This window comes from Gilliamella sp. B2889, from assembly GCF_026536885.1.
Classification (GTDB): Bacteria; Pseudomonadota; Gammaproteobacteria; order Enterobacterales; family Orbaceae; genus Gilliamella; species Gilliamella apicola_E.
In genome coordinates, this window is record NZ_JAFNNF010000001.1 from 37316 (window position 1) to 50628 (window position 13313).

The 13313-nt window shown below is 34.2% G+C and carries 10 protein-coding genes; 7 read left to right on the forward strand and 3 right to left on the reverse strand.

Annotated features, from left to right (window positions below):
- The first annotated feature begins 1 nt into the window (after window position 1).
- Together J3U09_RS00170 and J3U09_RS00175 are read left to right on the forward strand one after the other, a co-directional pair.
- On the forward strand, window positions 2–478 hold the full coding sequence (locus J3U09_RS00170) for a toxin-activating lysine-acyltransferase (protein WP_065563051.1): 477 nt from the start codon (window positions 2–4) through the stop codon (window positions 476–478).
- 19 nt (window positions 479–497) lie between these two features.
- A complete protein-coding gene (locus J3U09_RS00175; protein WP_267356597.1) occupies window positions 498–3713 on the forward strand; it encodes an autotransporter outer membrane beta-barrel domain-containing protein in 3216 nt (1071 codons plus the stop codon).
- 315 nt (window positions 3714–4028) lie between these two features.
- On the opposite strand, the gene J3U09_RS00180 is transcribed toward J3U09_RS00175, so the two are convergent.
- Window positions 4029–4493, reverse strand: coding sequence for a MarR family winged helix-turn-helix transcriptional regulator (locus tag J3U09_RS00180; protein ID WP_267356598.1), 465 nt, complete (start codon window positions 4491–4493; stop codon window positions 4029–4031).
- 3 nt (window positions 4494–4496) lie between these two features.
- On the reverse strand, window positions 4497–4928 hold the full coding sequence (locus tag J3U09_RS00185) for a hypothetical protein (protein ID WP_267356599.1): 432 nt from the start codon (window positions 4926–4928) through the stop codon (window positions 4497–4499).
- Window positions 4929–5255: 327 nt separating this feature from the next.
- On the opposite strand from J3U09_RS00185, the gene guaA reads away from it, so the two are divergent.
- The 3 genes from guaA to J3U09_RS00200 all read left to right on the forward strand — a co-directional run bounded on the left by guaA (window position 5256) and on the right by J3U09_RS00200 (window position 8573).
- Complete coding sequence (gene guaA / locus J3U09_RS00190; RefSeq protein WP_065563541.1) at window positions 5256–6839, forward strand: glutamine-hydrolyzing GMP synthase; 1584 nt, start codon at window positions 5256–5258, stop codon at window positions 6837–6839.
- Window positions 6840–7136: 297 nt separating this feature from the next.
- A complete protein-coding gene (locus tag J3U09_RS00195; protein ID WP_267356600.1) occupies window positions 7137–7607 on the forward strand; it encodes a YhcH/YjgK/YiaL family protein in 471 nt (156 codons plus the stop codon).
- A 27-nt stretch (window positions 7608–7634) separates the two neighbouring features.
- Entirely contained in the window at window positions 7635–8573 is a 939-nt protein-coding gene (locus tag J3U09_RS00200; RefSeq protein WP_267356602.1) for a sugar kinase, read from the forward strand.
- An 87-nt stretch (window positions 8574–8660) separates the two neighbouring features.
- On the opposite strand, the gene J3U09_RS00205 is transcribed toward J3U09_RS00200, so the two are convergent.
- The gene (locus J3U09_RS00205; protein ID WP_267356604.1) at window positions 8661–9398 is read right to left on the reverse strand and encodes a cyclase family protein; all 738 of its coding nucleotides are present in this window, start codon (window positions 9396–9398) and stop codon (window positions 8661–8663) included.
- A gap of 315 nt (window positions 9399–9713) precedes the next feature.
- Between J3U09_RS00205 and uvrA the strand changes: the two genes are divergently transcribed.
- Together uvrA and plsY are read left to right on the forward strand one after the other, a co-directional pair.
- Window positions 9714–12548 (forward strand): excinuclease ABC subunit UvrA, encoded by a 2835-nt coding sequence (uvrA, locus tag J3U09_RS00210; RefSeq protein ID WP_141673968.1) that lies wholly within the window; start codon window positions 9714–9716, stop codon window positions 12546–12548.
- Between the two features lie 43 nt (window positions 12549–12591).
- The gene (gene plsY / locus J3U09_RS00215; RefSeq protein ID WP_141673967.1) at window positions 12592–13191 is read left to right on the forward strand and encodes a glycerol-3-phosphate 1-O-acyltransferase PlsY; all 600 of its coding nucleotides are present in this window, start codon (window positions 12592–12594) and stop codon (window positions 13189–13191) included.
- Window positions 13192–13313 lie beyond the last annotated feature (122 nt).

The window sequence follows — 13313 nt, forward strand, 5'->3', positions numbered from 1 at the left end:
AATGAATTGTCTTAATCAGGACTCCATTAGAGTCATTGCACCCAGCATTTATCATGATACTTCATGGAATGAAGCCGAAGTATTAGGCGCCATGGTTTGGTTATGGAACAGGAATTCCAATTATAGAAATGTTGCCATAAGTTCAGCATTAGAAACTTTACTGCCTACTATTCAGTCTAGGAATTTTATTTTACTCATTAAAAATAATCGACCACTCGGTTATCTCAATTGGGCATATTTAAATAAAGATGAGGAACGGGAATATCTAAACAAAACGAAAAGTTATGTGAATTTTGTTCAATGTAATAAGAGAGATGAAAGTAAACAGTTATGGCTTTTATCTTTCTTTTGCCCATTTGGACGGAATGAATCTTTCTTATTGAAATCTATTTGTAAAAAAGTTCTAAAAAATAATCTCTGCTTTTATGGTTACCACAAATCAAAAACAAACACCGTTGTAAAAAAAGTTCAATGTTAGAGTCTATAAGGATAGAATTATGAATCAAATATACCAAACAAAATTTAATTTTCTAACTGGTACTAGCATAGTTTGTTCTGAATTGGCACGACGTGTTAGTAAAGTAGTGATAACTGTTTCAATTTTATCAGCTTCAACTTCTTCGTTAGCATTGGATTGTATAGCAAATTCTGATGGATCTTATTTAGTAGGCCAAAATGATCCTAGTTGTAATAACATTAATGCTGCTACTGCAACGCAAAGTGGCAATGCTAGTTTTTATATTTTAACTAGGAGTAAATTACATGAACAACTAAATGTGGGTGATACGACCCTTACTGCAAATGTCAGTGCCGATTATACTGGATTAGGTAACCAATATACTTATGGTGTTTCTGGTGGCTCAATTAAAGCGGGCAATTTAAATTTTACTATAAAGAATGATGGTAATGTGATGGGGCTTACGACTTATCACAATGTCGATATTACTGCTAAAGATGTTGTATTAAATATAACTGATAACTATACACGTGGTCGTAACTCTAGTGGTGGTGTGGCTGCTTATGGGATATTAACGGGTTCAGCTGCAAATGCCGGTGAGAGAAACGCCTATAATGGTAAATATAGCACAGTTACAGTTGATAAACTGACGATCAACCAAACAACGTCAGGTGGTAAAACCTCTCCAATATTAAATAATGGTATTCGTGCTATTCAAGGTGCATATGACAATAATGGTCAAGGTTCTGCAGGGCGAGTTATTGTTAATGATGATTTGGATATGACTTTGACTGGTAATCGCGCCATCGGTATTTATGTATCGGGTAATGCCACCAATCATGGTGGAGCGAATGATACAGGTGCTGATGGTCAATTAACACCAATAGTGATTTTAAAAGGCGCTAAAAATAGCATAGTGTTGAATAAAGGTAGCGATAGTTCATCATTGAACTGGGATAGTGTGGGTGTCAAATTAGGAAAGACGCGTAATACAGGTGAAGGTGCTGGTATTTTAGAATCTCATGGTGAACTTAATATTGATACAACAAATGCTTTAAATGGTTCTGGTATTAAGATGGTTCGCAATTCTTCATTAAAAGCAGATTATGACGATAGTTCAACAATCATCAAAACAAATGGTTATGCACTTGAAATCGGGACTCATGATGATGCTAATTCAAGTGGTGTATTTGAACAGGCTGCATCACATGGTGTAAGTGCAAGCTTTAAAAATGCGATATTTTCTACCAATGGTACTAGTGCTGACCCGGTTATCAGTGGTTCTGTTGGTCGCAAAGATTTAATTTTTGTCGATCAAGGTCAAGTCGATACTGTATTATCTTTTACCGGTGATAAAACTGATCTAACAGCAAATGATGCGGGTTATATTCTTAACGTGAGTGGAAATTATACCGCATCTGGTTATCAGTTCTTTTCAAATACCTATGATCAAACTGGAACAGAACAAAGTCATGATGATTATCAAGCGTCATCAGTTACCTTTAATGCTTCTGACAAGGGAAGTATGACTGGGCTGGTTTATAAAGGTTTGGTTAAAACTGAAGAGGGTGAAGTTTTAGATGCCAATAAAACGCCTACACTCAACTTAAACTTAAATAATGGTTTTACTTGGAATTTGAAAGCAAATGATACCAGTAAAACTGCTTTATTTGATAATTTAACTTTATCAAATGGTGCGTTACTTAATGCTGCATTTGATGATGCGGGCGCAAATGAGTTTATTTTACAAGGTAATGTTATTAGTGATGGTGGTATTATTAGTTTGGATAATCATTCTCATGGAAAATATAATGATAGTTTAACTATTCAAGGTAATTATTCGGCATCAAATAATGCAATAGTTAAGATGAATACGTTATGGAATAATAATACTTCACAATCAGACTTTCTAAAAATTACTGGAGCTGCCAGTGGTGTTACTAAAGTTATTCCTGTTAATGCAAATGGAGCTGAAAATTTTATTGATGGTAACATAAAGCAAGTTGCTGCAATATTGAATAGTATTCCTGTTATTAATGTAGGAACTTCAAGCTCAGAAAGCAATTTTACTGGTGATGCACAAACGACAGGTGCAACAGAAGTTCAATTGGCAAAACGTCAAACAACTAACGGTGATGAATACTATTGGACTATGAAGGCAAGTAATCCAGTTGAACCGGTTGGCCCAGTCAAACCCGTTGACCCAGACAAACCCGTCAAACCTGTTGACCCAGTAAAACCACCTAAAAAGGTGATCTATTCAAATGCCGTTTCTGGTTATGTATCAATGCCACGAGTAAACCAAGAACAAGGATTATTAAGTATTGGTACTTTGCATGAACGTAGAGGCGAATATGCTAACTTTAACTTAGCTAATTGTAGTACTTGCGATGAACATTTAAGTGAAACTTGGGGAAGAATATTAGGCAAACATCTTAAATCAGACGGAAAAAAACGGTTGAATTTAGAAACTGACGTTTATGGATTACAACTTGGCCATGATCTGGTAAACAATTTATTTGAAGATGGAAGCCACAATTATATAGGTGCTTATCTTTCATATACTAAAGCTAATACTGATTTTTCCGATAAATATCGAGCGGTTAATGGTTTAATTTTTCATAACAAAAAAACCGGAAAAGGTACTTCGGAAGCATTTAGCCTTGGGTTAACTAATACCTATTTTTCTGCTAATAACAGTTATTTAGATTTAGTTGGACAGTTCTCTTCAATCCGCAATAAATATGATGCACGAAAAGAAGCCCGTTCTATCCATCAAAATGGTTTTGGTGTAGCTGTTTCAGCAGAAGCCGGACACGCCTTCAACTTTAGTCAAAATAGCCTTGATTCAAGCCAATGGCTAATTGAACCTCAAGCTCAACTTGTTTATCAATATCTTGATTTGGATAGTTTTAAAGATAAATATCGTCAAGTCGATCAGAATAATCAGGATCAATTGCGTGGCAGAATAGGTGTACGAGTAGACCATAATAATCAAGCAGCAGATCGACAAATTATGTCGATTTATGCAATTGGTAATGTTTGGCATGACTTTATTAAGCCAACTCATGTCACAATAGGTAAAGATAGTTTACGTGAAAATTATGCAACTACTTGGGGAGAATTGGGGGTTGGTATAAAAACGGAATTAGGCAAAGATAATTTTCTTTATGGTGATGCTCATTATGAACATGATTTTGGAAGTACCAAGCATCAAGGCTATAAAGGAAATATTGGAATAGAACATAAATGGTAATTAAGAATTATAAGTTTATTTCTTTGTTCTATACGTAATGGCTAGTCATGCATTACGTATAGACTTTTTTATAAAAAAGTATCTAATAATCAAGTTAAATAAAATAATATAGCTTAAGGTTCATCGCGTAAAACTTATTGCAAATGGCAAAAGTGATATTTTTAAGATTGGAATAAATTTAACCCAACAAATTATTTTATTATGAAATTTTTGTTAAATAAAACTCATTTATCAATACTTAACAAATTGATTTTTAAATGAATTAAAGCCATTTGATGTTTTAAACTTGAATAAATATGATAAAGGATAATTACTTTATTCACCTTGACTTTCTAATAGTGTTAATAACATTGACATAAATAGTTTTTTATCATTCTTTAATGTTGAAAAAAACTCTTTATCAATTTGTTCAACTAAAGGTACAGTTTCATTTGCTTTATCAAATCCTTTTTGTGTCAGTTGAATGGATTTTGCTCGACTATCTTTGCTTGAACAGTGGCGCTCAATATAATCTTTTTTCTCTAAATTCTCTAAAATTTGTGAGATTGTCATCACATCGATATTTGTTCGATTGGATAGAGTGACTTGTGTTATTTCATCGTTGTATTGTGATAAATAAGCAAGAGTTGCAAGAACGATAAATTGAGGATGAGTGATAGACTGTTTTTTCAAACAACTTTTGATATTTGTATGCCAGGACGAATAAGTTTTCATAAAAATAAAACCAACGGATTGAGAATCATTTTGAAATTGAGTCAAAAACTTATCGCCCTTTGCCATAATTTATCCTTCAACTAAGCCATTTAATTTGTAAGTTTTATCAATAATATCATCAGAAATCTGTTTTATAAAATCATAGGATGCTTTAGTGTCCATTTTTGTATCTGGTTTTAATGAAATCTCTGATTTCAAAGCATATTGATTTTCTGATATTTCAACAATTTGATGCGAGAAAAATAATAAACCTATTTCAGGCATATCAAATTGTTCAGTAAATTCTTGCTCATCAATGATTTTTGATAATGTCACTTCCATTTCTGGTATATTTTGTAATTTAAAAATACCTTTAGTGCCTGTTTTTAAGTCACCAAAGATACGAAAGTCTTCAAGATCAGTTTCCCATAATTTTCTTAAATTAAGATCGGTATAGTATTGCCAAATTTCAGATGGTTTTGCCTTTGTTGGTAATACGAAAGAGATTGAAATTGTGTTCATTATTTTTCCTCTATTTAATAAGTAAACTTATTATAAGTATACTTATTAAATAAGTAAAGAAAATTTTTTGCATAGATTAAAATTGTGGGATTATTCAAAATTCCTCAACTAACGTAATGAATAAATAAGTATTATATAGTCAGATATTTGATTCTTTAATATAATTAATTATCTAATAAAATTAACAAGATTAAATGTTTAACAGATTTAAAATATATTAATGTAAAATATTTACAATTGTTTTTCATTTAATCCGTTCAATTTAATCGGTAAATGATACAATAGCGCCTTGATTTTGTATTAGTCCATAGTTTAGGAATAAATTTGATGAAAAATGACATCCACCAGCAACGTATTTTAATTCTTGATTTTGGTTCGCAAGTTACCCAATTAATTGCTCGACGGGTTCGTGAAATAGGTGTTTATTGTGAACTTTGGCCATGGGATGTGTCGGAAGAAAAAATCAAACAATTTAACCCTAAAGGTATCATTCTATCTGGTGGTCCTGAAAGTACTACTGACCAAAATAGCCCTCGTGCACCAGAATATGTGTTTAATGCTGGCGTGCCCGTGTTAGGTATCTGCTATGGTATGCAAACTATGGCAATTCAAGTAGGTAAGGGTGGACAAGTTACAGCTTCTAATCAACGAGAGTTTGGTTATGCTAAAGTTGATATTGTTGCAAAATCAAAATTAACAGACGGTATTTTAGATAGCACCAATGATGCTGGTATAGAGCAACTTGATGTATGGATGAGTCATGGTGATAAAGTTACTTCATTACCTGACACATTTACCTTAATTGGGCAAACAGAAACTTGTCCATTCGCCATTATGGCCAACGATGAAAAACAGTTTTATGGCGTACAGTTTCATCCAGAGGTCACGCATACGGTTAAAGGATTAGAGTTATTAACGCGTTTTGTTATTGATATTTGTCAGTGTGAAAAGCTATGGACACCGTCTTCAATTATTACTGATGCAATTGCTCGTATAAAAGAAAAAGTCGGTAAAGATAAAGTATTATTAGGTTTATCAGGTGGTGTTGATTCTTCGGTTACTGCATTATTATTACATCAAGCCATTGGTGACCAGTTAACTTGCGTATTTGTTGATCATGGCTTATTACGTTTAAATGAAGCAAAGCAAGTCATGGATATGTTTGGTGATAAATTTGGGTTAAATATTATCGCAATTAATGCCGAAGATCGCTTTATGGCTGCTCTGAAGGGAGAGGCAGATCCTGAAGCTAAACGTAAAATTATTGGTCGTGAATTTGTCGCTGTTTTTGATGAAGAGGCGGCAAAATTAAAAGATGTCAAATGGCTTGCTCAAGGTACTATCTATCCAGATGTCATTGAATCTGCTGCTGCTGATACAGGTAAAGCCCACGTGATCAAATCACATCATAATGTTGGTGGTTTACCTGAAGATATGAAAATGGGGCTAGTAGAACCATTAAGAGAATTATTCAAAGATGAAGTACGTAAAGTTGGTTTAGAACTCGGTTTACCTTACGATATGCTTTACCGTCATCCATTCCCAGGTCCAGGTTTAGGAGTGCGTGTTCTCGGTGAAGTGAAAAAAGAGTATTGTGATTTACTGCGTCAAGCCGATGCTATTTTTATCGAAGAACTTTATAAAGCTGACCTATACCACAAAGTCAGTCAAGCATTTACCGTATTCTTACCAGTACGTTCAGTTGGAGTAATGGGAGACGGACGTAAGTATGATTGGGTTGTCTCATTACGTGCTGTTGAAACTATCGACTTCATGACCGCTCACTGGGCACATTTACCTTACGAATTCTTAGGGCGAGTATCAAATCGTATTATCAACGAAGTCAATGGAATATCACGAGTTGTATATGATATAAGTGGAAAACCGCCTGCAACTATTGAGTGGGAATGATTGCAACAAATACCATATAATCTTTTTATCTTAAGCCTTGTTTATCAGGGCTTTTTTATATCATTTCTATCTTGGAATGATGGATTTTGAAGGTTTAGGGGATAAACTTAAACACTCAGTGTGAAATAGCATTTTAATTAAAATATAAAAACCTTTAAAAACTTATTGCTAAATGATCTACAAAAAAGACTAACTTAAGTATATACTTCTTTTTATATAGGTTTCTTCGCTATTGATAAAAGCGGATAAAGCTAATTTAAGTTATTACCTCATTTGAGAAATTAAGGACTGTTAAGTATGATTTTAGGTAATGTTAATCATTTGGATTTAATTCCTTATTTGCCTACCAAGATTAAACAATCAATTGAATATGTAAAAGACAACGTTAATAGCAATACACCAGCTGGTCGTTATGATATTGACAGCGATAATATGTTTTTTATGGTTTCTGACAATTCATTAAGATATATTCATGAAGCAAACCCTGAGTACCATAAAAAGTATATTGATGTGCAAATTGTTTTAGATGGTCAAGAAGGAATGGCTGTTTCCACTCTACCTCCTCATACACAAGTATTAGAAGATAAAATAGCAGAAAATGATATCGCTTTTATCAAAACACCTAACGAAGAAACTATGCTAGTATTACAGAAAAACGATTTTATTGTATTTTTACCTAATGAAGTACATAAACCGCTTTGTGCTGTCGATAATAAGATTGCAACGGTTCGTAAAGTTGTGGTAAAAATCGCATTAGATTATTTATAAATAGAAGTAAGGATTTTAGGTAGCACTATGACAACAAAAATCGCTGTTATTGGCGAATGTATGATTGAACTTTCAATAAAACAAGATTCAACAACCCGTAGCTTTGGGGGAGATACTCTTAATACGTCGGTTTATTTATCTCGTTTATTAAAAAATAAAGATTTTTCGATTCATTATGTGACTGGTTTAGGAACAGATCCTTTCAGTCAAGAGATGCTTGATAGCTGGCAAAAAGAGCATATTTCAACTGATTTGGTACAAAGAATGTCTGATAAAATGCCAGGACTTTATTCTATTGTGACTGATGAACAGGGTGAGCGTTCTTTCTATTATTGGCGTAATGATGCAGCTGCTAAATTTTGGTTAAAAACAGCTGAAACAGCAAAAATTGCTGATCAAATTGCTAAATACGATTATGTCTATCTAAGTGGTATCAGTATTGCAATTTTAGATGCGGAAAGTATTATCAAATTATTAGATCTATTAAAACAAGTTAAAGCCAATGGTGGTAAAGTGATTTTTGATAATAACTTCAGACCACGTTTATGGAGTAGCTTGGATTTGGCTCGAAGTGTCTATTCTGATATTTTATCATTTACTGATATTGCGTTTTTAACTTTAGATGATGAAGACTTATTATGGGGCAAGTTACCGTACGAACAAGTAATTGAACGAACTAAAAAGTTTGGTGTTTCTGAAGTAGTCATTAAACGTGGTAGCGATAGTTGTATTATTGATTCTGTGGAAGGGCGTTTTGACGTTCCAGCAAATAAAATTGCTAAAGAAGATGTTATTGATACCACGGCAGCTGGGGATTCATTTAGTGCGGGTTATTTAGCTGCACGTTTAAGTCGTAAAAATCCTTCACAATCAGCAAGCCAAGGTCACCTAGTTGCCGGTACAGTGATTCAGTATCGAGGTGCTATTATTCCTTTGGATGCTACGCCAAAACTAATTGAAGGTTAGTAAATAAAACGGTCAGTAATGACCGTTTTTTATATCAGAATAGTTTGGCTCTAAAAATTTTTAATATCGATTTTTAGGCAAAATAGATTACGGTAGTATTGCAAAAGAGCGTACTGGAAAACCCGAAGCGTTATTTGGTTTGGCTACAATGTTAAAGATAACCGCGCCTTTGGCTGGCAATTGATCTAAATTTGTCATTAATTCTACTTGATAAGTATCTTGCTCTAAAACATAGTATTCGCCTTTTAGCGCATTATTTTCTCGAAATGCTTTCGCTGAATCGGTATCAAAAGTTTCGTGGCCAATAGCTTTAATCTTTCGTTCTTCAAATAAAAATTTTAATGCATCAAGTCCCCAGCCAGGAATTTGATTGTTTCCATCCTCATCTTTATTTTCCATTGCAGATTGTGATGGCCATTTCTTACTCCAGTCTGTTCTCAGTGCAACAAAACTACCCGCTTCAATTTGCCCATGTTGCTTTTCAAAAGCTAATACGTCATCTTTAGAAAAAGAAAAATTGGGATCTTCTTTTGCTCGTATAGATTGGTCAATTACGATTAGAGGTAATGCTAATTCCTGTAATTCAAGTTCATGCAAATAACGAGTATTAGGAACAAAATGAATTGGCGCATCTAAATGAGTACCATATTGACCAGCAAAACTAAAGTTTTGCGCTAAAAAGCCATCACTGTGGTCAAATAGTGTTTTTATTTCAGCCGGTTTAAACATAAAAAAATGGGGCGAATTGTGATCAAATGCATGAGTCAAATCTATCCATTTTTTCGATTTTAATAAATTTAATGCTTGTAAAACGTCGTTATTCAAAATTATTCCTTATATCAAAAAAGTGTATCAATGATTTATTGTAAGATGATTAAATTCAAGAAACCAATAATTTAGAGTTATAGAAATATAACTTTTAGTTCTAATCTATTTTGAAAAAAAGTTGAGGAACGGGGTTTTTGAGGGGTAAAAATGCTTAATTTGTGCTATTTAATTGACAATTTTGGCTTATATTATTGAATTTCTGCTAATAGACCCTATTGAGCTATATAGTTGTATATTTAATCACTTGATACTGGTATAATATACAGTTAATTTTATTTATCTAAAAACACACATAAGAAGAGATCTATGTCAATTAAAGATATCGATATTCGTGGTGCAAGAACACACAATTTAAAAAATATAAATGTAGTTATACCAAGAGATAAATTGGTTGTTATCACCGGTCTTTCCGGCTCTGGTAAATCATCATTAGCATTTGATACCTTATATGCTGAAGGCCAAAGGCGATATGTTGAGTCATTATCAGCTTATGCTCGTCAATTTTTATCACTAATGGAAAAGCCTGACGTCGATCATATTGAAGGATTATCTCCTGCCATTTCGATTGAGCAAAAATCAACATCGCATAATCCTCGCTCAACAGTGGGAACAATCACTGAGATTTATGACTATTTGCGACTTTTATTTGCTCGAATCGGTGAGCCACGCTGTCCAAATCATAATTTACCCTTAGCTGCGCAAACTGTGTCGCAAATGGTTGATAGTATTATGGCTCTGCCATCTGAAAACCGCTATATGTTGCTTGCGCCGGTTGTTACTGAGCGTAAAGGTGAGTTCGTTAAATTATTTGAACAACTTGCAGCAAGTGGTTATATTCGAGTTCGAGTTGATGGTGATGTTTATGACCTTTCAGATCCACCAATACTTGAGCTTCAGAAAAAACACACAATTGAAGTCGTTGTTGACCGTTTCCGAATTCGGGATGATTTGAAATTACGTTTAGCCGAATCAATCGAAACAGTGCTTTCCATAACTAATGGTATTGTCAAAGTCGCGAATTTAGATGATCCGAAAGCAGAAGAGCATCTATTTTCTGCCAATTTTGCTTGTCCTATATGTGGTTATAGCATTCCAGAACTTGAGCCGCGATTATTCTCATTCAATAATCCTGCTGGTGCATGTCCGGAATGTGACGGTTTAGGTGTACAACAATATTTTGATCCAAAGCGTATTGTTCAAATGCCTGAAGTTTCTTTAGCTGCCGGAGCGATCAAAGGATGGGATAGACGTAATTTCTACTATTTTCAAATGCTAAAATCGCTAGCAAACCATTATAAATTTGATATCGATAAGCCATATGAAAAATTATCTGACAAAGTAAAAGATATTTTATTAAATGGTTCTGGTGATGAAGAAATACAGTTCGTTTATACCAATGATCGTGGTGATGTCGTTAAACGTAATCACCCTTTTGAAGGGATCATCAATAATCTTAGTCGTCGTTATAAAGAAACTGATTCACAAACTATACGTGAAGAGTTAGCTAAATATATCAGTAATCGTCCTTGTCCGTGTTGTGGCGGTTCACGATTATGTAGAACTGCGCGTCATGTGTTTATTAATGATACTAATTTACCAACAATTAGTGATTTAAGCACACAACAAGCCAAAGATTTTTTTGATAAGCTTAATTTAACTGGACAACGAGCGCAGATAGCCGAAAAGATTTTAAAAGAAATTAATGATCGTCTGCAATTTTTAATTAATGTTGGTTTGAATTATTTAACCCTGTCACGTTCGGCTGAAACCCTATCCGGTGGGGAAGCACAACGAATTCGACTGGCTAGTCAGATTGGTGCGGGGCTTGTTGGTGTTATGTATGTTCTCGATGAACCATCCATTGGTTTGCACCAGCGTGATAATAGTCGCTTGATTGATACATTAACTCACTTACGCGATTTAGGTAATACCGTCATTGTTGTTGAACATGATGAAGAAGCGATAATGGCTGCTGATTATGTGATTGATATTGGACCAGGCGCTGGTGTTCATGGTGGTGAAGTTGTTGCTCAAGGTACGCCAAAACAGATTATGGCAAGTAAGAACTCTTTGACTGGTAAATATCTTTCTGGAAAAGAGAAAATTGAGATCCCAGCTAAACGTCATAAAGTTGATAAGAAAAAGATGTTATCATTGATTGGCGCGACAGGAAATAATCTTAAAGATGTCACATTAAACATTCCTGTAGGGCTATTTACTTGTATTACTGGCGTCTCTGGATCAGGTAAATCAACATTAATCAATGACACCTTATATCCATTAGCTCAAAACGAATTAAATGGCGCTGAAAAAACCGAAATTGCGCCATTCAAATCAATTAAAGGATTAAACTTTTTTGATAAAGTTATTGCGATAGATCAGAGCCCGATAGGACGGACACCACGATCTAATCCAGCAACTTATACTGGCTTTTTTACATCAATTCGTGAGCTTTATGCTGGGGTACCAGAAGCCAGGGCAAGAGGCTATAATCCTGGACGTTTTAGCTTTAATGTTAAAGGTGGACGCTGTGAAGCTTGCCAAGGTGATGGTTTAATTAAAGTTGAAATGCATTTTTTACCTGATATCTATGTGCCTTGTGATCAGTGTCATGGTGCACGATATAATCGAGAAACATTAGAAATCAAATACAAAGGTAAGTCGATTAATGAAATCCTCAACATGACTGTTGAAGAAGGTCGAGAATTTTTTGACGCGGTACCGATGATTTCACGCAAATTACAGACTTTAATTGATGTTGGTCTTGCTTATATTACCATTGGTCAATCAGCAACAACATTATCTGGAGGTGAAGCGCAACGAGTAAAACTTGCAAAAGAGTTATCTAAGCGAGATACTGGTAGCACACTTTATATCCTAGATGAACCAACTACGGGCTTACATTTTGCGGATGTAAAACAATTGCTTGCTCAACTACACTCATTGAGAGATAAAGGCAATACTATTGTAGTTATCGAACATAATTTAGATGTTGTCAAAACTGCCGATTGGATTGTCGATTTAGGTCCAGAAGGCGGTAGTGGCGGTGGAGAAATCATCGCCGAAGGAACACCAGAAGACGTTGCTAAATCGAAAAAATCTTATACTGGTAAATACTTAAAACCATTACTGGAAAAACAAAAGTAGTAAGTATTGTTATATAAATAAAGTTAACCATAGGAGAAGGATTTTGTCATTACAGATTATACTAATGATCATTATTGCTTATCTCTGTGGTTCACTTTCAGGTGCTATGATAATTTGCCATTTGATGAAGTTACATAATCCTTCTTTATATGGTTCTCATAACCCCGGTGCGACAAATGTATTAAGGATTAATGGGCGATTACCTGCTGTTTTTGTATTAATCTTTGATATGTTAAAAGGTGCTATTCCGGTCTATATTGCTTATCGACTTGGAATATCACCTTTCTTTTTGGGTATTATTGGTATTTCGGCTTGTCTTGGACACATTTTTCCATGCTTTTTTCATTTTCGTGGTGGAAAAGGTGTTGCAACTGCGTTAGGAATGATGGCGCCGATTGGACTTGATTTTACAGGTTGTTTTTTGTTGACTTGGTTTTTTACATTAATTACAACGGGTTATTCTTCTGTCGCGGCAATAGTCGGTTTTCTTTTTGCACCTTTATATGTTTGGTTATTTAAACCAGAATTGACATTACCTGTTACAATGCTTTCATGCTTAATCATTATTCGCCATAGTAGCAACATAATGCGCCTATTAAAAGGCGAAGAGCCCAAAAGCTTTTATCGTCGCAGTAAAAAATAATCTAAAACACAACTAAGCTTAATTTTCAGTTACTAATCGTTATTAGTGATATATGAAAGATTAATTATTTTTAAATTAAAGTAATAGAATATTTTTTGTTTTACAGACAATTCAAACAAGGT